Source organism: Mucilaginibacter ginkgonis, assembly GCF_009754905.2.
In the GTDB taxonomy this organism is placed as follows: Bacteria; Bacteroidota; Bacteroidia; order Sphingobacteriales; family Sphingobacteriaceae; genus Mucilaginibacter; species Mucilaginibacter ginkgonis.
Map to the genome: position 1 here is coordinate 3,192,897 of NZ_CP066775.1, position 20,229 is coordinate 3,213,125.

The following is a 20,229-nucleotide window of genomic DNA, read 5'->3' on the forward strand; positions in this document are numbered from 1 at the left end:
GGCAGTGAGTTTACTCACTGCCTTTTCTTGTTATCATTCAAAAGCTCAGGCTAATATTATGCTGTTTTACGTTTCACTTCTACGTTTTCGTAAGCTTCGATAATATCACCTACCTCGATGTTGTTATAACCTTGGATGTTCAAACCACACTCGTAATTGGCATTTACTTCTTTCACGTCGTCTTTGAAACGTTTCAGGGAAGCTAACTCGCCTGTGTGCATCACTACACCATCGCGTATTACGCGTATCTTGCTATTGCGGGTGATTTTACCGTCTAACACCATACAGCCGGCGATTGTACCCACTTTGCTGATCTTAAATGTTTCGCGGATTTCTACGTTAGCAACGATCTTTTCTTCAAATGTAGGTGCCAACATGCCTTCCATTGCAGCTTTGATCTCGTTGATAGCGTCATAGATGATAGAGTAAAGCCTGATATCTATCTGCTCTTGCTCCGCCAGTTTACGCGCTCCGCCTGAAGGGCGAACCTGGAAACCGATGATGATCGCGTCTGATGCAGAAGCTAGTAATACGTCTGACTCTGATATCTGACCAACTGCTTTAGAAATGATGTTCACCTGTATCTGGTCTGTAGATAGTTTCAGCAATGAATCTGATAACGCTTCTATAGAACCATCCACGTCGCCTTTAACAATGATATTAAGTTCCTTGAAGTTACCGATAGCCAAACGACGACCGATCTCATCAAGCGTAATGTGTTTCTGTGTACGCAGGCCTTGCTCGCGTTGTAACTGCAAACGTTTGTTTGCTATCTCACGTGCTTCGGGCTCGCTCTCGACAGCGTTGAATTTATCACCGGCTGTTGGTGCGCCTTGCATACCCAAAACCTGTACCGGTCCGGACGGGCCAACACTGTCTATACGTGCGCCACGCTCGTTAAACAACGCTTTGACACGGCCGCTGTAACAACCTGCAAGTATAGGGTCGCCAACTTTTAGCGTGCCCGCTTGTACCAAAATAGTCGTAACAATACCGCGGCCTTTATCAAGGGCAGCTTCAATTACTGTACCAACAGCGCGTTTATTAGGATTAGCCTTTAGCTCTAATAATTCGGCTTCAAGCAATACTTTCTCTAACAATAGATCCACGCCCATACCTGTTTTAGCAGATATTTCCTGGGTTTGATATTTACCGCCCCACTCTTCAACCAAAATATTCATGGTTGATAGTTGCTCACGTACCTTATCGGCGTTGGCACCCGGGCGGTCCATTTTATTGAACGCGAATATGATTGGCGCACCTGCAGCCTGTGCGTGGTTTATAGCTTCGCGGGTTTGCGGCATCACGCTGTCATCGGCAGCGATAACAATGATTACAATATCTGTAACCTGGGCACCACGTGCACGCATAGCGGTAAACGCTTCGTGACCAGGTGTATCAAGGAAGGTTATTTTTCCTTTATCTTCGGGCAGGGAAACTTCATAAGCACCAATGTGCTGGGTTATACCACCTGCTTCACCACCGATAACGTTGGTTTTGCGAATAAAGTCGAGCAAAGAGGTTTTACCATGGTCAACGTGGCCCATGATGGTCACAATTGGCGAACGCGGTAAAAGGTCTTCTTCGTCGTCGACCTCATCCAGATCAACCTCTTCATCCTCGGGCTTCACAAAGTCTACCTGGTAGCCAAATTCTTCGGCTACGATAGTAAGGGTCTCCGCATCTAACCTTTGGTTAATAGACACGAACATACCCAGGCTCATACAGGTAGAGATGATCTGCGTAACGCCAACATCCATCATAGATGCCAGCTCATTAGCAGTTACAAACTCTGTAACCTTTAGTACCTTCGACTGTAATTCCTGCTCTAAAGCGTCTTGTTCTGCAGATGCGGCGACATCATCACGTTTTTGACGACGGAATTTGGCCCGCTGTGCAAATTTGCCTGATTTACCTGCACCGCTTAAGCGGGCAAGTGTAGCCTTGATCTGGTCTTGTATTTCTTTTTCTGTAGGCTCTTCTTTAGGCCCTGTTGATGGTGCATTACGGTTGCCGAAGCCCGGTCTGTTACCAAAGCCAGGGCGGTTGCCGCCCTGACCACCGTAAGGCGGGCGCTGGCCATTGCCCGGCCCATTCTGTTGCTGTCCCGGCTGACCGCCTGTTTGCGGCAGGTCTTTACGTTTACGTTTACGCTTTTGGTCTGCAGCGTTACCGGCTGCACCACCTGCGCGTTTAGAAGGATCAACCGGAAGGTTGATCTTACCTATGATATTCGGTCCGCTTAATCTTTCTGCCTTAGCCCTTATCACTTCGCCATCGCCATCTGTTTCGGGAGCTGCATCTGCGACGGGCTTTTCAGCCACAGGAGCTGCAGGTGCAACAGGTGCTTCTGTTGCAGGTTTTTCAACTACCGCAGGTTTTTCTTCAGCAACAGGTGCTTCTGCTGCAGGCTGTTCAACCGCAGGGGCAGCCTCTGCAACTGCAGGTTTAGGTTCTTCTGCTTTACGTTTGCCAAGGTTGTTTAGGTCTATTTTACCAACAACTTTAACACCGGGCAGTGCGCCCTCTTCTGTATCTGTAGAAGCAGCCGGGGTTACAGGCGCTGCAGGGGCAGCAGGTTCCGGCTGTGGTTTTGGCTTTTCGGCCGGGGCAGAATAATTGCCCGCGTTTTTAATTAATATCTCTTCGTGCTCAAAATCTTTGCGATGATGAGGGTGATCAGTAGGTTTTTCGGGAACATAGCCAGGCTCATCGCGGCGTATTTTACCGATGTTGATCTGCTTGGCTTCTTCCTTAATAATTTTATCAGCGGCAAACTCCTTTAACAGGGTATTGTACATATCCGCATCTAGTTTGGCATTAGGCTGACGTTCAACTTTGTAACCCTTTGAACCCAAAAAATCTACGATGGTACCAATACCAATGTTTAGTTCTTTTGCTGCTTTAAATAATTTTACTGATTTGTCTTCTGACATTTATTACTGCTTTCTCTAAATTTTATGCAAAAATACGTTTTTTATTCCGCTTAACCATTATTCAAACTCGGCTTGCAGAACACTTAACACATCTTTAATTGTTTCTTCTTCAAGGTCGGTACGTTTTACCAATTCGGCAACAGATAGCGACAATACTGATTTCGCAGTGTCAAGACCAATGCGTTTAAATTCGTCAATGATCCAGCTTTCAATTTCATCTGCAAACTCCTCGATGTCCACATCTTCCTCTTGCTCGTCTATCTCACGATAAACGTCAACTTCATAACCTGTCAATTTTCCGGCCAGTTTTATGTTGTGACCGCCGCGGCCAATAGCTAATGACACCTGGTCTGGCTTTAAGTAAACCGCTGCGGTTTTACGCTCGTCATTTAATTTGATCGATGTGATCTTTGCCGGCGACAACGCACGCTGAATGTATAGCTGCAGGTTATTGGTGTAATTGATCACGTCTATATTTTCGTTCTTCAGCTCGCGAACTATACCATGTATACGCGAACCCTTCATACCTACGCACGCACCAACAGGGTCTATACGGTCATCATATGATTCAACCGCTACCTTAGCACGCTCGCCCGGTTCGCGAACTATCTTTTTAATAGTGATCAAGCCGTCAAATATTTCAGGAACCTCAAGCTCGAACAAACGTTGTAAAAACTCAGGAGCGGTACGTGAAATGATGATCTTAGGGTTGCTGTTCATCATATCAACCTTACTTACAACTGCTTTAACGTTATCGCCTTTTTTGAAGTAATCCGCAGGTATCTGCTCAGATTTTGGCAATAATAGCTCGTTACCCTCATCATCAAGGATAAGGGTTTCTTTTTTCCAAACCTGGTAAACCTCGCCTGTTACAATTTCACCTACACGGTCTTTATATTTCTTAAAGATCTCGTCTTTCTCTAGTTCAAGGATCTTAGACACCAAAGTTTGGCGGGCTGCCAAAATAGCGCGACGGCCAAAGCTTTCGAGGGTGATGTTCTCTACATACTCATCGCCAACCTCAAGATCTTCATCGTAGGTTAACGCTTCAGCTAATTCAATTTCCAGGTCGTCATCTTCAGAAAAGCCATCCTCAACCACCTGGCGCGTACGCCATATCTCCAGGTCACCATTGTCGGTGTTGACAATAACGTCGCAATTCTCGTCCGTGCCATATTTTTTCCTGATCATGCTTCTGAAAACGTCTTCGAGCACGCTCATCATGGTTGGGCGGTCAATGTTCTTGAAATCTTTAAATTCCTGAAAAGAATCAATTAAATTAATACTGGTTGGTGCACTCATCTTACTTAAATGATATTAAAACCTTTGTTTCTGTTATATTTTCGAAGGGGATGGTTACTGCCTCTTCTGTTGCTTTTTTTCCTTTAACTTTTATCTGTTCTGCAATGGTAACGGCATCATCATCAGCGGCCAGCAGTTTGCCTTCTTTTTTAGAGCCGTCTGCCAGTTTGATGCTTACCTGCCTGCCAACGTTCTTCAAATACTGGCGCTTAAGTTTCAGCGGCGTATCAATGCCCGGCGACGAAACTTCCAGATTATAAGCCTGCTCAATGGTGTTCTCTTCTTCAAGCTTGAACCCAACGTAACGGCTAACGGCAGCGCAGGCATCTATGCCGGCACCGTTGTCGCCGTCTAACAAAATGTTAAGGCGGCCGTTATCGTGCATTTTTATATCGACCACAAATATGCCCGGCAGCTCTGCTAGCTTTTCTTCAACCAGTTCTGAAACCCGCTTCTCAATATTCGTCATCACCAAAAGCTTAACTGATAAAACCAAAAAGAGGGGGCAAACGGGCCCCCTCTTCTCAGATGATACAAATGTAAGAAAGATATTTTGAATTTAAAAGTTATTAACATAAGGGCGGTAGGGTATGCCTTGAGAAGTTTATTCCATTCATAATGCGTGCGGTCATATGCTTACGGCTTTTTGCATAGCTTTACCCCGCTATGAAATTAATACGCTTTGGCGAACCCGGGCAGGAAAAACCGGGCATCATTATAAATAACAAACGCTTTGATGTATCTGCATTTGTGAATGATTACAACGAAACTTTTTTCGCCGGTGATGGATTAAGCCGGTTAAATACTTTGATCGATGATGGCGTAAGTTTATCAGAAGTTTCTGCCAGCACTCGTTTAGGCCCGCCGATGGCAAGGCCGTCAAAGATAGTCTGCATAGGTTTAAACTACCGCGATCATGCAATTGAAGTTGGCGCGCCTATACCTTCGGAACCGGTTATATTTATTAAAAGCACGACGGCATTAAGCGGACCGAACGATAATATCATTATTCCGAAAGGTTCTGTCAAAACCGATTGGGAAGCAGAGCTGGCTGTAGTGATCGGCAGGCGCACCGGTTATGCGGACGAAGCCAATGTGCCTGCGCATATCGCGGGTTATGTTTTACATAATGATGTGTCTGAACGGGCATTTATGTTTGAGCGGAATGGCACGTGGGACAAGGGCAAAGGCTGTGACACCTTCGCGCCGATGGGCCCATTTATTGCCACGCCGGATGAGATGCCGCCTATAAACAACCTGAACGTTTGGCTGAAGGTGAACGGCAAACAAATGCAGAATGGCAACACCCGGGATATGATCTTTGGGGTGAACTACCTGATCAGCTATATAAGCCAGTTTATGACCTTGCTGCCCGGCGATGTCGTGTCGACTGGTACGCCCGCAGGTGTCGGGTTCGGCTTGAGACCGCAGGTGTTTCTGCAACCCGGCGATGTTGTTGAACTGGGTATTGATGGTTTAGGCAGTCAGCGGCAGGTAGTCAAGGCTTATAGCCGTTGATCTGTTCTCTGACCGGTGTTTCACTGTTTCACCTGAAACAGTTGAAACAGTTGTTCCATACTTTTAAGTATGTGACATGATCTTGCTCTTTCTTGATCATCAGGATGTTGCAGCGTTTACCTGCAAGCACTACTTTGTCAGTAAATGCTAAAAAACGGGAAAAAGCCATGACAATTTAGCGCCAGTGAAACAGTATGATTTTTGACGCATCCAAAAAAAGGTGACACTTTTAATTGTTAATAATTTATAAGTTGCCATTGCGAGGCACGTCTAGTCCAGATAATTTCGGGAAAGCAATCTTTGCATAAAGGGTGCTAATTCCTCACGAACTTTCGGCTAGGATTGCCGCGACCCGACTTCGTCAGGTCTCGCAATGACAACCATGAATGTATTTATTTTGGCTTACTAATCAAATTTACAAACAACCTGTACGCCCCCGGTACGCCGGCAGGCAATTGCCTGAAGAATGCCAGCGAAGTATAAACAAACCTGCCTTTGCCATATTCGGCTATTATTAAAGATTCGTTATCGGGGGTTTCACCTTTATCGTTCATCGATAATGGCGTTTGATAAGCCGGATCCAGGTTACCTACAAAATATAAGCCGCGTTCCTGTATCCAGCCGTTAAAATCGGCGTCTGTTATTTTGTTTGGATAGTTTAATACCGCCGCGTCGGCCTTGGTAAAAGTTACCGGGGCGTTTTCGTCGGTAACGCGCACGTTTAAAGGCGTAAATGGGTAGGGGCCAATGTCTTTAGTCACCAGGCCAACATTGTTATTATACTGCACTACCAGGTTGCCGCCATTTTTTACATATTCCAGCAATTTAGGGTTTTCGTAAGCCATGCGCGGGTTTACATTATAAGCACGCACCCCTGTTATAATGGCGTCGTATCCGGCAAGGTTGCCGCCCAGTACTTCGGCCTCGGTTAAGTAATGAATGTCGTACCCCACCTGTTCTAACGCTTCGGGCACCAGGTCGCCCGCACCTCTTATGTAACCTATCTTTTTACCTGCCGTCTTCAGGTCTATATCTACCAGTTTTGCTTGTGCGGGTGGGAATAATGTAATAGTCGGGATGTGCTCGTAACTTAATTGCTGGAAACCTACTGATGATTTTTCGCCATCGGCATTCACTATAACTTCGAGCGTATTGATTTTAGGTGAAATACTCACCGGGCTCACTGCAAAATTCACGGTCCATTCGTCGCCGTTGTTTTTGCCTGAAAAGGGAATACTTGCCGGACTGATCTTCCAACCGGCAACAGGTTTTAAGCTGATGTTGCCGCTTGCCCCGGTAAACGCCTTTAACTTTACCTGCACAAACTGTGGCTTGTCTGTATTAAAGATGTAGTCTTTGTTGGCCACGTTCGCGGTAACCGCAGGTGTAATAATCAGCGGCTGGTAAACTTCGCCGCGTGCGGGATCTACGTATTTAAATTGAACCTGTACATCATAACCAATCGGTTTGCCTGCAATATTAAAGGCTACATGAATATAAGGCGCAATGTTTTGCGGCAAAGTGCGCTGCGCTTCATTACCCGTGCTATCCAAATATCCGGTGCTGTAACCGCCAACACCGTGCGGATACTTTAACCAGTATGGCGCGGAAATGTCATCTGCCTTGTAGGTCAGCTTCACCGTTTTCAAAACATTGTATGCAAGGCCTTCGTGGGTATTGCCGGTAATACCTGCGTTTTTATAACTGATACCGTTTAAAGTAACAGGCACATCATTACGGACGATCATTTGCGCCGACACATTTACGTCTGAGCCTTTGGCATAAATTGCGTTATCGCTATATGCTTCCATCCACAAACCAGCGCATTGTGCTATCAGTTCGCTTAACTGTTTGGTTTTCAACGTGCGCCAGTAAGTGTCTGGCACTTTTTCTATCATGCTTAAAAGGTTAACCAACGCTTTTACAGATTGACCGGGGTCTGAAGGATCAAAGTTTTTGCTGATCACCAATAAGTTGGCGGCTATTTCACTTCCGCCGCTCACGCGTTTCCAGGTGGTGTTTACGCCATCCATCAGGTCGGTTTGTGGCGCCTCGCCCAAGATTGTTTTAAAATATTCGAACGCCTGCCCCCGTTGCCTTGCAGAACCAAAGCCTTGCGTGCGGTGGTTCGAGCGGCTTTCGGCTGCAATCTCGCCGTAGCTTTTCCCCAGAAACGGATTATATCCGCCAACATCGATCTTAAGCTGATTTGGCGCAGTGGTATTCATGCCGCCAAAATTAAACGTGTTCCACAGCAGGCGTTTGGCTTGCCATGGCTGTACATATTTCAACTGTTCGGGAAAACGTTTTGGGTCGGCCGCGGCGGTAAATGCTTCCTGCGCTAATATAGCCGAGGAAGTGTGGTGCCCGTGTCCGCCTTCGCCGGTGGTTGGAAAACGGCAGATCATTACATCGGGTTTAAAATTACGTATCACCCAAACTACATCGCTCAGCACTTTTTCTTTATCCCAAATTTTTAAGGTCTCATCCGGGCCTTTTGAAAAACCAAAGTCGTTAGCCCGTGTGAAAAATTGCTCAGCACCGTCAACGCGGCGGGCTGCTAAAAGTTCCTGCGTACGTATTGCACCTAACAGTTCACTTTGCTCGGTACCGATGAGGTTTTGACCACCATCACCGCGGGTTAACGACAGGTATCCTGTTCTGTAATGGCGCTCTTGCGCCAGGTAGGCCAGCAGGCGCGTATTCTCATCATCCGGGTGGGCGGCAACATATAATATACTACCTAAAACATTCAGTTTTTTTAAGCTTTGTTCTATTTCGCCGGTGTTAGAAACAACAGCCGTTTGCGCCGATACAGCTTGTGTAAACAACAGCAAAACAGCTATTTTATAAAGGTATGTCATTGAGAGATGTTAAATTTTTGTTAGGCTGCAATTTTATTGCATTAAAGAAAAACAAATTTTATTGCAAATAGTATAATCTAAAATTAATCAACCGATTAAAAATTTAGCCTAACCTTGTGTTAGTTGACAATCGAAAGACAATAACACATTTTATTAATCAATCGTTTGATTAATTTTGCACCGTGTTAAAAACAGAGAAAGAGAAGACGGATAAAAAAGACCTTATACTCGATGCCGCTGAAAGGATAATTTCTGAGGTTGGGTACGATGGCGCTTCCACACGCATGATTTCTGCCGAGGCAGGTGTCAACATGGCGATGCTGAACTACTACTTTGGCTCTAAAGAAGGCTTGTTCCTGGCCATTTTTGAACGCAGGCTTAAATCGCATGAGGCGATGTGGAAGGAAATAAACGGCGATGGCGAGAAAACGCCTTGGCAAAAAATGGAAAAGTACATTGATACCTGGGTGGACAGGATATTTACTAATAACTGTTTCCAGAGATTGATCTACCAGGAGATAAGCATGCGCCGCCGGGGCGAGCTGACAGACCAGATCAACACCCTGCTGCTGCGCAATGTTACCTCGTTTCAGGAAATGCTAAACGATGGCATTAAAGACGGATACTTTAAGCCTGATGTGGATGTGCAGTTTGTAATGGCTACCATCTACGGCATAAAGAACTACATCATGAATACGCCTTATATCTCGTCAATGATGTTTGGCTATGACTTGCAGAATCAGGAAAACCTGGACCAACAATTTAAACCACGCATTAAACAATATCTACGAAAACTTTTAAAACCTTATTTAGTAAAAGCAGATGACCACTCGAATTAATAAATTTTTTACCATCACCCGCAAAATGTTAAGCCGGTACGGCTGGATGTTTGCAGCTGTACTTTTATACAGCAACGTTGCCAGCGCGCAAGAGCGGGCATTAACCTTACAGGAAGCCATTAAACTTGGCCTGGATAACAGCAAAACCCTTAAACTTTCTCAATCGAGAATTGACCAGGCCGTGTCTGAGTACAATCAGGCTAAAGACCGCGCGTTGCCAACAGGTAGTGTTAGCTTTATGTACAGCCGCGCGCAAATACCTGCCAACCATTTAAACTTTGGCGAGAATGGCATATTCCTGCCGAAGAGCGCTAATGCCAACTTGGGTATCGCCAACGTAAGTGAAACACTTTTCGCAGGCGGAAAACTAAGATATGCGAAAGAGTCAACCGACTTATTAGTAAAGGTTGCACGCCTCGACGTTGATAACGACAAGGATCAGATCACTTTTGCCATCATCAACGAATATTATAACCTGTACAAGGTATTGCAAAGCCAGAAAGTTGTACAGCAGAACTTAAGTTCGGTAGACCAGCAAATTCACCAGGCACAACGCTTTTTTGACCAGGGTTTGGTTACTAAAAATGATGTGCTGCGGTTTCAACTGCAGCGCTCGAATATCGAGCTGAATGGCATTGACCTGGAAAGTAACCGCAAAGTGATCAATTACAACCTGAACATTTTGCTTGGTTTGCCGGAGAGTACAACCATTACCCTTGCCGGTTTGCCTGCCGCTGCGACTACTGTAGCTCCGCTTCAAAATTATCTGGATACCGCCATAGCTGCCCGCCCGGATATTAAACAATTAGGCTTGCGGACAGAGGTTGCAGAAAGCAATATTAAAAGTGTACGTGCAGACAGGTCTGTAAGGTTGGCCGCGACAGCGGGTGCTTATTATGTAGACATTGCCGCAAACCCGTTCCCAACAACAGGCAATTACATCACGCCACTAACATTCGGCGCAACATTGTCATGGAACTTCAGCACGCTTTGGACCAATAAGAACAAAGAAGCGGAAGCGCACATCCAACGCGACCAGACAGTGATCAACAAAAACATCGCGATAGATAATGTAAAGAACGAAGTAAACACCAGCTATCAAAATTATTTAGCGGCCGTTAACAAGATCAACCTGCTGCAAACTTCTATCAATCAGGCAACAGAAAATAACAGGTTGCAGGAATCACGTTATGAAAACAATACCGGTACGGCTACAGACAGAGTTGACGCGCGTACATTATTATACCAGGCTCAGATCAATCTCGAGATTGCTAAAGCTGATGCAGGTTTGGCGTATTACAACCTTATAAAATCAACCGGAACCCTTAATAAATAATCTACAATCACACACAGAAGAAATACAATGGCACAAGAACAACAATCAACAGAAACTAAAAAGAAACCCAACAAGGTAGTACCTATCATATTAGGTATCGTACTGCTGGTGGGTATCATCTTCGGGATAAAGGAATATATTTATTACAGCAAACACGTAGATACTGATGACGCGCAGATAGATGGCGATATTAGCCCGGTGGTAGCACGTGTTGGTGGTTATGTAGACAGCATCGCTTTCGAGGATAACCAGCACGTTAACAAAGGTCAGTTCTTAGTTAAAATAGACGACCGCGATTATAAAATTAAATTAGAGCAAGCCGTTGCTGCGCAAAAAGGTGCAAGCGGCAGTATAGGTGTTGGTGAATCGCAGATTTACCAAACCAGCGCAAACGCTGCAAGCGCGAAGGCGAATGTAACAACTATGCAGGCACGTTTGGAAAAAACGCAGAAAGACTACGCACGTTACGCCAACCTGGTGAAAGACGGCTCTATCACCAAACAACAATTTGACCAGGCAAAATCTGATTTGGAGGTAGCACAAGCAAACCTGCAGGCTGCGAAAGATCAGTACAAAGCCGCTGCAGAACAGATCAGCACTACACGCAACCAATTGAAGGTAACTAACCTTGGTGTAAACCAAAGGCAGGTAGATGTTGACTACGCGAAACTGCAATTGTCATACACCACCATTCAATCGCCTGCAAGCGGTGTAACTTCTAAAAAGAGCATACAGGTAGGCCAGTTGGTTCAGGCGGGTCAGACGTTGTTCAATGTGGTAAATGACAATAGCTTATATATCACTGCAAACTTTAAAGAAACACAGCTTACCACAATTAAAAACGGGCAGAAAGTTGATGTAGAGGTTGATGCTTACCCTGACTTGAAACTGGAAGGTACGGTGTATAACTTCTCTCCGGCCACTGGCGCCAAGTTTTCATTATTGCCACCGGATAACGCTACAGGTAACTTTGTTAAAGTAGTGCAACGTGTGCCTGTGAAAATTAAAATAAGTGCCGATAAGGCAACCATGGATAAACTGCGCCCGGGTATGAGCGTAAACGTATCTGTTGTTACAAAAGACTAATTGAGATATAATGGCTGAAACCGGCTTTAAAAAATGGATCATAACGATAACGGTTATCGTGGCTTCTTTGCTGGAGCTGATTGATACCACTATCGTAAACGTGGCGCTGCCGCACATTCAGGGTAACCTGGGTGCCACATTAACCGATGTTGCCTGGGTGGTAACTGGTTACGCGGTAGCCAACGTTATAGTACTGCCCATGTCGGGCTGGCTGGGCAGCAGATTTGGCCGTAAGCAATATTTCCTGGCATCTATCGTGATGTTTACGCTGGTGTCATTCCTGTGCGGTAACGCGCATACCATGAATGAGCTGATTATCTTCAGGATATTGCAGGGCTTTGCCGGCGGTGGTTTGATATCAACCGCGCAAGCCATCCTTATAGAGACATGGCCACGTGAGCAAATTGGCACGGCAACAGCCTTATTTGGGTTAGGCGCGGTGGTTGGACCGACAGTAGGCCCAACTATTGGCGGTTGGATAGTAGAAAACTACTCCTGGCCATGGATATTTTATGTAAACATTCCGGTTGGTGCACTGGCGGCATTCTGTACCTATACCTTTGTTAATGAAACACCCAAAGACACGGGTAAGCCTGTTGACTGGTGGGGTATTATTCTACTCGCTATCACAGTAGGTAGTTTGCAAACCGTGTTAGAAAAAGGTGAGGATGAGGACTGGTTTGCAAAAACTTACATCTTGATATTAAGTATCGCGGCTATTCTTGGCTTCCTGCTGTTCTTATGGCGCGAGCTGAGCACCAGTCACCCGGTGGTGAACTTTAGCATTATGCGGCACCGGAGTTTCGCGGTGGGGATGTTTACTTCGTTTATACTTGGCTTTGGTTTGTACGGCTCGGTGTTCGTTTTCCCGGTATTTTGCCAGAACCTGCTTGGGTTTAACGCGCAGCAAACGGGCGAGCTATTGTTTCCCGGCGGTTTGTGTACCATAGCCATGATGCCGTTTATTGGCAAGATGCTTAATAAGGGTATACCGGCCCAGTTTATGGCGACGATAGGTATGTTTTTGTTCTTTGTGTTTACCAATATGCTGAGCCACTCTACACTGGCAACAGGTGAGCATGATGTATTGATCCCTTTATTGATCCGTGGTGTGGGTATGGCGTTATTATTTGTACCGTTAACCACCCTTGCAATGGCCGACCTTAAAGGCCCCGAAGTTGGCCAGGGCTCAGGCCTGAACAACATGATGCGCCAGTTGGGCGGCTCATTTGGTATCGCGGTTTTAACAACCGTAATACACAACCGGCAAGGTTTACACCGCAGCAACCTGCTTACCTATATTAACCAATATAACCCTGTATTTACAGATCGTTTCAATGGTTATGTGCACAGGTTTATGGGACTTGGCCATAGCATGTCTGACGCTACAACTATGGCTTACCGTGCTATGGAAGGTATTATCACCAGACAGTCGCTTTTATTGACTTATGACGATGCCTACTGGCTGTCAGGCCTGGTGATGCTGTTCTCCATACCGTTATTGTATTTGCAGCCATTTAAGAAATTAAAGGCAGCTACAGACGCCCACTAAAAAGAAAACCCCGCTTGCCTTAACAAGCGGGGTTTCTCTGAAAAAAATACAATTAAAAATAATTTTTCCTCCCGTGCACAATCACGTGTATAATGGAACCGAAGGTGTTTATCTAAGTCCTAAAATTAAACATTTTAGTTTTAAAAAACCAAACACCCGCCGTAACAAATAGGTAATTTCTTTAAAGCTTTAATAGGCCTAACTAAATTTTACTCCAGGTTGTGCCCTCTTTACTATCCTTAAGCTGGATGCCTATTTTCTGTAAACCATCGCGTATCTTATCAGAAGTAGCGTAATCGCGGTTGGCTTTTGCCTCGCTGCGCAGGTTTACCATAAACTCCAACACCTGCGGCAACTCGTCAACAGCGGCCTGCTCGTTTTTTAAACCAAGAATATTGGTCACAAAATCTTCTATTACTGATTTTAACTCCGCCAGGTTTTCCTCATCGATAGCCATTTTGCCATCGTGTACAGAATTGATGATTCGCGATGCTTCAAACAGTTCGGCAATTAATACCGGGCTGTTAAAATCGTCATTCAGTGCATCATAACACCTTTGTCGTAAAGGTGCTATATCTACATCCGTTGTTGCAGAGGCCTTTAAACTATCCAGTAATGTGACAGCATTCATCAGGCGCTTAAAGCCTTTCTCTGAAGCTTCCATCGCTTCATTACCAAAGTCAAGCGTACTGCGATAATGTGCCTGCAGCATAAAAAAGCGCACCGTCATGGGGCTATAGCCTTTATTTAGGATGTGGTTATCGCCGGTAAATAATTCGTGCGGCAAAAAGCTGTTACCTAAAGATTTTGACATCTTTTGCCCGTTAACGGTCAGCATGTTGGTATGCACCCAGTAATGCGCCGGCGTTTTATGAAAGCATGCTTCGTTTTGCGCTATCTCATTAGTATGGTGTGTTGGCACCAGGTCTAAACCGCCGCCATGGATATCAAACTGGTTACCCAGATATTTGTGGCTCATGGCAGAGCACTCCAGGTGCCAGCCCGGGAAGCCTACTCCCCATGGCGAAGGCCATTTCATCAGGTGCTCGGGTTTTGCCTTTATCCAAAGGGCAAAATCCAGCCTGCCGTGTTTTTCGTCCTGACCGCCAAGCGCGCGGGTATTAGTCAGCAAATCATCCAGGTTACGGCCGCTAAGCACGCCATAGTTAAACGACTGGTTATACTTTTCGACGTCGAAATAAACAGTGCCATCTACCTCGTAAGCATAACCGTTGGCCATTATCTCTTTTACCATCTCTATCTGCTCGATGATGTGGCCGGTAGCGGTTGGTTCTATACTTGGCGGCAAGGTGTTGAAGATCCGCAGTACATCGTGAAAACCTACGGTGTACGTCTGGGCAATTTCCATCGGCTCCACCTTAGCCAGCTTGGCTTTCTTCGAGATCTTGTCTTCGCCAGTATCGCTGTCATCCTCAAGGTGGCCGGCATCGGTTATATTACGCACATAGCGTACCTTGTAACCCAAATGGGTAAGGTAACGGAATATCAGGTCGAACGATATATAAGTACGGCAATTGCCCAAATGCACATCGCTGTAAACGGTAGGACCACAAACATACATGCCCACATGCGGCGCGTCTATTGCCTTAAATTCTTCTTTGGTACGTGTTAAGGTATTGTAGATAAATAACCTTTGTGTCATGCGGCAAACTTACGATTTTTAGGCCTCATCCCAACTCTTCTCCTTTTGAGAAGCGCCTGAACATCACTTCAACAAAACGTCGCTGTAGACAGGGTAATGGTCAGACAGTTTTCTCTTTATAACCGTATAATCTAAAACGTTAAAACCCGGACCAGCCATAATATAGTCGATTTGGTAGTTGGGGAAATCGCCATTATAAGTACGGCCCAGTCCGCTGCCTTTAACCCTGAAGGCATTTTGCATATCCTGCTCCATCTGGTGCACAGCGTATGAGGATGGTGTGTCGTTAAAGTCTCCGGATATTACGTATGGATACGGGCACATTGCTAATTGATCTTTAACCAGCTTCGTTTGTATACTGCGTGCCTTAAAAGCTTGTTTAAGTTTAGAACCGATGCGCCTGGCCGAACGCATGTCTGTTTTTCCTTTTTGCGATACACTGTCGAGCGTTTGGTAATCTTCAGGGTCGAAACCGATGGATTTAAAATGCACGCTGTAGAACCGCACTATCTTATCCTTCTTTTTAATGTCGACATAGATACACTGGTTGGGGTTCCAGTCTTCAGATATTTTGATCACACCTTTACCAATAATAGGATATTTAGAAAAAATGGCCACACCATGGGCATCGTACAAGTTCCGCTTCGGGAAGGCCTCAAAGTATACATGTGCGTTCAGGATATCCTTAATGCTGTCCTGCAATGCATATTCGCCTTTAAAGCGTGTGTAAAATTCCTGAAAACACAGGATGTCGGGCTGCCTTTCGCGAATGATGTCTAGAATCTCATGCTTGGTCGACTTGTCATTATCGCTACCGTATTTTTTAAAAGAGTGAACATTGTAGGTCATTACCCTTATGGCCTCGCGCGACTCTTTTTGAACATAATCTCTTGCCGCATGGAAGCCAAAACTGCCCTGAAGGATATTGTAGCCCGCCAAAATGCACACTAAAGAAAGGCCCGCATACCACCATTTAAAAAACAGCCAGTAAACAATAAATAACAGGTTGACTAATAATACGGGCGGATATGCCAGCCCAAAAAAGGCGATGACCCAGTGTTGCTGCGGATCTAAGACAGGTGCCAGGTAACTGACAAGCAGACAAGCGGCAAAAAAAATATTAATGGCAAGTATAAGTTTTGTGAAAAAGCCGGTCGATCTTTTCTTCTTTTTCATCTAATCGTTTTTGCTCGCCCTGAAAAGCGTTTCCTTTTCTGTTTTAGTTAAGCTCTCGTATCCCGATTGCGAAATCTTATCAAGTATGCGGTCTATTTCATCCTGATCCGGAGCTATATGAACAGTTTTTCGGCTACGTTGATAGCCGGAGTTATTACTAACCACCTTGATTTTGGGTTTTGGCGCAAATGCGCCTGATAGTATCGCACCTAAATTATTGCCGCGCTGCAACTGCTTCATATAAATAAAGCCAAACAACGCGCCACCCAAATGTGCTAGTTCGCCGCCGGCGTTTGGCCCGGCGATGCCCAAGAAATCTATGACCACATAAAATATGGCTATCCACTTCAATTTTACAGGACCGATGAACATTAAGTATAGTTCGTAGTCTGGCAACAATGTAGCTGTAGAGATAACAATGGCCATAACCGCAGCACTGGCGCCAACAATCGGCATCGCCAATGCTTCCGGCGAGTGGGCAAAGGCGGGGATAAGGTTAAAGCCCGCCAGATAAAACAAAGCCCCTGATAAACCGCCGGCCAGATAAAGAAATATGGTTTTCTTTTGGCCCAGGTATTCTTCGAACAATTGCCCCAACCAGTACAGCCATAGCATGTAAAACAGAATGTGAAATATCCCATCGTGCATAAACATGTAGGTTACGGGTGTCCAAAACCGGGCTAATAGTTTTGGTAGCGATGCCGGCATTGCCAGGTATTCGAACGCGTAACTTTTTATAATACCTTGTGCACCTAATCCGGTAACGAACAACTGCTCGAGAACCGATGGTATATTAATGAGCAGGAAAACAAAAACGTTAATGCCGATAAGCAGCCCAAGCTTGCTGCCCGAGTTGAAAAGCTTGTATTTGATATCGGTCCAGAAGTTGTTCATAGTATTTGGCAGGTAGGTAAACTTACGTCTTTTTTAATTTGAACGATTGGATGCTAAATAATGTTACAATTTGGTGGAAGAAAAGCCTATATTATCGAGTGAACCTATGATATTATACAAAAATGCATTTGCGCATAAAATTCTTCACTTCTTCAGAAGGACAAATTAGGAATCATTTCTTGCCTCCCAAAAGGAGAGCACGTTCTCTAAGGGTTATGCCCCCTCTCCCTCGGAGAGGGGTTGGGGAGGGGGCAAAATTTAGCGTCTTAAAAGAAATTCTCCGGCCGTTGCACGCGCCAAATCTTTATTAAAATAAAGCCGAGTATCGCACCACCCAAGTGGGCAAAGTGTGCTACCGAATCGCCTGAGAATTGACCGACACCCAAAACCAATTCTATTATCACATAAACCGGAATAATGTATTTAGCCTTTACCGGCACGGGAATAAACAGGATCATCAACTCGGCGTTTGGGAACAGCATACCAAAAGCAATGAGCAAACCGAATATGGCGCCCGATGCACCAACCATCGGCGCGAAGTAGATCTCAGAAAGTTTCTTTAGTCCACCCTCGCTCAGCTGTACGTTTAGCATGCTTTGCAAATCGCCAAATGTTGTAGGTATGCCGTGACCATGCATTGGCGCGAAACTGCCTGTCAGGGCATGAACTTCGTAAGCCTGAACGGCCATCTGCAAGGCAATGGCGCCCAAGCCACAAATGAAATAGAAACTGAAAAAGCGTTTAGACCCCAGCGTATACTCAATAGCCATACCAAAAGAGTACAGCGCAAACATGTTAAAGAATATATGTGCGAATCCACCATGAAGAAACAGGTGCGTAATGATTTGCCACGGCCGGAACAGCGGCGAGTTGAAATAATAAACACCAAACAGCTGGATGTACTTTTCTCCGTTATCAGCGTTGAAGATCAATGATGGCAGAAAGCAGATCACGTTAATGATCAGCAGATTTCTTACCACCGGGGGTATATTGGCTAAAGGGTTTTGCCTGTATGCGCTCATAGTTTATTGCCTTGTGGGCATGTTATACATTTATGTCATTGCGAGGGACGAAGCAATCTCAGCTAAATACGTCCTATAGGAATGCCGCGCCGCTGCGCTCCTTGCAATAACAGGTTTTTAATTTTCTTTAGTTACTTCTCAAACCTTTCCGCCAGCTCTGCCATGGTAAATGTACTGATAACCGGTTTGCCGTTCAGCGCCTGGTTGGGCGACTGGCACGCAAAAAGCTGATCTATCAACAGGTTCATTTCGTCCATACTTAAACGTGTGCCCGCCTTGGTAGCACCGTTACGTGCTAATGTGCGGGCTAGCGTATCTCGCTTGTTTAACTTTAAGATGGCCATGTTGTTTTTAAACCCTTCAAGAAGGCTTTCTAACAATTGGTGCTCGTCGTTATGGTTTATATCTGCAGGTATACCCTCCACGATAACGGTGTTCGGTCCAAACTCTCGTATGTCGAATCCCAGGTTGCGTATATCCGGCAGCAATTCTTTTAACAAGCCATAATCGCTGCTATTGAGGCTTACCGTTGCAGGAAACAAGCTTTGCTGACTTAACCCGCTATGATTATCCAATTGCAGCAAAAAGCGCTCGTACAAAATACGCTCATGGGCCAGTTGCTGGTTTATCAGCATAAAACCTGACTTTATCTGCGACAGAATGTAACGGTTGTGTATCTGGAACAGCTGCCGTTCACTGGTTTTAATCAGTGCCTCATCGTCTATCTTCACAGCTTCCGGATGATGTTCAATAACCTGCTGCTCTTCGCTATCTCTTTTGCTTATTTCATATAAGGTATCCCAGTTTTGCGGGATGCCGCTTTTATCTGCATAGCCACTATAAGATTTTTCTACTCTTGGTACCGTAGATGATGGCGATGAGAACGGATTAAAATCCGGGTTGAAACTTATCGTTGGTGGAACGATTTGCTCCAGTGGTTTTTCTGTAATTAAATGCCCGATGCTATTCTCCTGGTCAAAATCCAGCGATGGGGTAATGTTGTATAAGCCCAGTGAACGTTTAACCGCCGAACGGATAATGGCGTAGATAGACCGCTCATCCTGGTACTTGATCTCTGTCTTTGTAGGATGAACGTTTATATCAATCTTAGCCGGATCTATTTCGATAAACAGCACATACATGGGGAAGCTGTCATCAGGCAATAATTGCTCGTAGGCAGTAAGCACGGCGTGGTTTAAATAATTATCCTTTATGAAACGATTGTTTACAAAAAAGAATTGTTCGCCACGCGTTTTGCGCGCAAATTCTGGTTTGCCAATAAACCCGCGAAGCTTGATGATTGTAGTATCTTCTTCAACAGGCACTAAACGCTGGTTGTAATTATTGCCCAACAGATGTATAATGCGTTGCTTAAGTGTGGTGCCCGGCAGATGAAAAACTTCCTGACCGTCGTGGTGCAGTGTAAAAAATATCTTTGGGTTGGCCAAAGCCACACGCTGAAACTCGTCTATGATATGACGCATTTCAACCGGGTTGCTTTTTAAAAAGTTGCGCCTTGCAGGAGTGTTGTAAAATAGATTTTTGACCGCGATTGAGGTGCCGGCAGGGTTTGCGCAAGGCTGCTGGCTTAACACTTCAGAGCCTTCGATGATAATGCAGGTCCCCAGTTCATCATCGTGGCGGCGGCTGCGCAATTCTACTTGTGCAATGGCAGCGATAGAGGCCATTGCCTCGCCACGGAAACCCATGGTGCGAATGGAAAACAGGTCTTCGGCTTTTTTGATTTTTGACGTCGCATGTCTCTCGAAGCACATGCGTGCATCGGTAAGGCTCATGCCGCAGCCGTCATCTATCACTTGTATCAAAGCTTTGCCGGCATCTTTCAATATCAGTTGAATTTTGCCTGCGCCGGCGTCTATCGCGTTTTCTACCAGCTCTTTTACCGCAGATGCAGGCCGCTGCACCACCTCTCCGGCAGCGATCTGGTTCGCGACCGAATCGGGCAAAAGCTGTATAATATCAACCATTTAAAAAATTTCCCCTCAATTTCTTTTCAGGATGCTAAATTAAAACTTTGAAG

14 protein-coding genes are annotated in these 20,229 nt (G+C 45.3%); 5 read left to right on the forward strand and 9 right to left on the reverse strand.

Annotated elements, in window-relative coordinates; genetic code table 11:
• Window positions 1-56: 56 nt before the first annotated feature.
• From infB to rimP, 3 genes are read right to left on the reverse strand one after another with little or no spacing between them, the layout of a single operon-like run.
• Window positions 57-2,936: a translation initiation factor IF-2 gene (infB, locus tag GO620_RS14865; RefSeq protein ID WP_157524551.1), complete on the reverse strand. Its 2,880-nt coding sequence runs from the start codon at window positions 2,934-2,936 to the stop codon at window positions 57-59.
• 57 nt (window positions 2,937-2,993) lie between these two features.
• A complete protein-coding gene (nusA, locus tag GO620_RS14870) occupies window positions 2,994-4,238 on the reverse strand; it encodes a transcription termination factor NusA (RefSeq protein WP_157524552.1) in 1,245 nt (414 codons plus the stop codon).
• Window position 4,239: 1 nt separating this feature from the next.
• Window positions 4,240-4,707, reverse strand: a complete 468-nt coding sequence (gene rimP / locus GO620_RS14875; protein WP_157524553.1) for a ribosome assembly cofactor RimP — start codon at window positions 4,705-4,707, stop codon at window positions 4,240-4,242.
• Between the two features lie 197 nt (window positions 4,708-4,904).
• Here rimP and GO620_RS14880 point away from each other — a divergent pair, with 197 nt between their 5' ends.
• Entirely contained in the window at window positions 4,905-5,756 is an 852-nt protein-coding gene (locus GO620_RS14880) for a fumarylacetoacetate hydrolase family protein (protein ID WP_157524554.1), read from the forward strand.
• Between the two features lie 392 nt (window positions 5,757-6,148).
• On the opposite strand, the gene GO620_RS14885 is transcribed toward GO620_RS14880, so the two are convergent.
• Window positions 6,149-8,620, reverse strand: coding sequence for a PIG-L family deacetylase (locus GO620_RS14885; RefSeq protein WP_157524555.1), 2,472 nt, complete (start codon window positions 8,618-8,620; stop codon window positions 6,149-6,151).
• Window positions 8,621-8,802: 182 nt separating this feature from the next.
• On the opposite strand from GO620_RS14885, the gene GO620_RS14890 reads away from it, so the two are divergent.
• The 4 genes from GO620_RS14890 to GO620_RS14905 are packed head-to-tail and all read left to right on the forward strand — an operon-like array spanning window position 8,803 to window position 13,433.
• Window positions 8,803-9,459, forward strand: coding sequence for a TetR/AcrR family transcriptional regulator (locus tag GO620_RS14890; RefSeq protein WP_157524556.1), 657 nt, complete (start codon window positions 8,803-8,805; stop codon window positions 9,457-9,459).
• On the forward strand, window positions 9,443-10,795 hold the full coding sequence (locus GO620_RS14895; protein WP_157524557.1) for a TolC family protein: 1,353 nt from the start codon (window positions 9,443-9,445) through the stop codon (window positions 10,793-10,795). Before GO620_RS14890 ends, GO620_RS14895 begins: the two co-directional genes overlap by 17 nt.
• Before the next feature lie 27 nt (window positions 10,796-10,822).
• Window positions 10,823-11,881 carry an HlyD family secretion protein gene (locus GO620_RS14900; protein WP_157524558.1) on the forward strand — a complete coding sequence of 353 codons (1,059 nt, stop codon included), beginning with the start codon at window positions 10,823-10,825 and terminating at the stop codon, window positions 11,879-11,881.
• Between the two features lie 10 nt (window positions 11,882-11,891).
• A complete protein-coding gene (locus tag GO620_RS14905; RefSeq protein ID WP_157524559.1) occupies window positions 11,892-13,433 on the forward strand; it encodes a DHA2 family efflux MFS transporter permease subunit in 1,542 nt (513 codons plus the stop codon).
• A gap of 202 nt (window positions 13,434-13,635) precedes the next feature.
• On the opposite strand, the gene cysS is transcribed toward GO620_RS14905, so the two are convergent.
• The 5 genes from cysS to mutL form a co-directional block, all read right to left on the reverse strand.
• On the reverse strand, window positions 13,636-15,096 hold the full coding sequence (gene cysS / locus GO620_RS14910) for a cysteine--tRNA ligase (protein WP_157524560.1): 1,461 nt from the start codon (window positions 15,094-15,096) through the stop codon (window positions 13,636-13,638).
• A 63-nt stretch (window positions 15,097-15,159) separates the two neighbouring features.
• Window positions 15,160-16,272, reverse strand: a complete 1,113-nt coding sequence (locus tag GO620_RS14915) for an endonuclease/exonuclease/phosphatase family protein (protein WP_157524561.1) — start codon at window positions 16,270-16,272, stop codon at window positions 15,160-15,162.
• Window positions 16,273-17,166, reverse strand: coding sequence for a rhomboid family protein (locus GO620_RS14920; protein WP_157524562.1), 894 nt, complete (start codon window positions 17,164-17,166; stop codon window positions 16,273-16,275).
• 266 nt (window positions 17,167-17,432) lie between these two features.
• A complete protein-coding gene (locus tag GO620_RS14925) occupies window positions 17,433-18,188 on the reverse strand; it encodes a rhomboid family intramembrane serine protease (RefSeq protein WP_157524563.1) in 756 nt (251 codons plus the stop codon).
• A gap of 131 nt (window positions 18,189-18,319) precedes the next feature.
• On the reverse strand, window positions 18,320-20,176 hold the full coding sequence (mutL, locus tag GO620_RS14930) for a DNA mismatch repair endonuclease MutL (protein ID WP_157524564.1): 1,857 nt from the start codon (window positions 20,174-20,176) through the stop codon (window positions 18,320-18,322).
• Window positions 20,177-20,229: the final 53 nt, after the last annotated feature.

Bases quoted from the DNA above. Each gene is read 5' to 3' on its own strand.
- nusA (WP_157524552.1), bottom strand. From the start codon at position 4,238: ATGAGTGCACCAACCAGTATTAATTTAATTGATTCTTTTCAGGAATTT.
- GO620_RS14920 (WP_157524562.1), bottom strand. From the start codon at position 17,166: ATGAACAACTTCTGGACCGATATCAAATACAAGCTTTTCAACTCGGGC.
- GO620_RS14900 (WP_157524558.1), top strand. From the start codon at position 10,823: ATGGCACAAGAACAACAATCAACAGAAACTAAAAAGAAACCCAACAAG.
- infB (WP_157524551.1), bottom strand. From the start codon at position 2,936: ATGTCAGAAGACAAATCAGTAAAATTATTTAAAGCAGCAAAAGAACTA.
- GO620_RS14880 (WP_157524554.1), top strand. From the start codon at position 4,905: ATGAAATTAATACGCTTTGGCGAACCCGGGCAGGAAAAACCGGGCATC.
- GO620_RS14895 (WP_157524557.1), top strand. From the start codon at position 9,443: ATGACCACTCGAATTAATAAATTTTTTACCATCACCCGCAAAATGTTA.
- GO620_RS14915 (WP_157524561.1), bottom strand. From the start codon at position 16,272: ATGAAAAAGAAGAAAAGATCGACCGGCTTTTTCACAAAACTTATACTT.
- rimP (WP_157524553.1), bottom strand. From the start codon at position 4,707: ATGACGAATATTGAGAAGCGGGTTTCAGAACTGGTTGAAGAAAAGCTA.
- cysS (WP_157524560.1), bottom strand. From the start codon at position 15,096: ATGACACAAAGGTTATTTATCTACAATACCTTAACACGTACCAAAGAA.
- GO620_RS14905 (WP_157524559.1), top strand. From the start codon at position 11,892: ATGGCTGAAACCGGCTTTAAAAAATGGATCATAACGATAACGGTTATC.
- GO620_RS14925 (WP_157524563.1), bottom strand. From the start codon at position 18,188: ATGAGCGCATACAGGCAAAACCCTTTAGCCAATATACCCCCGGTGGTA.
- mutL (WP_157524564.1), bottom strand. From the start codon at position 20,176: ATGGTTGATATTATACAGCTTTTGCCCGATTCGGTCGCGAACCAGATC.
- GO620_RS14885 (WP_157524555.1), bottom strand. From the start codon at position 8,620: ATGACATACCTTTATAAAATAGCTGTTTTGCTGTTGTTTACACAAGCT.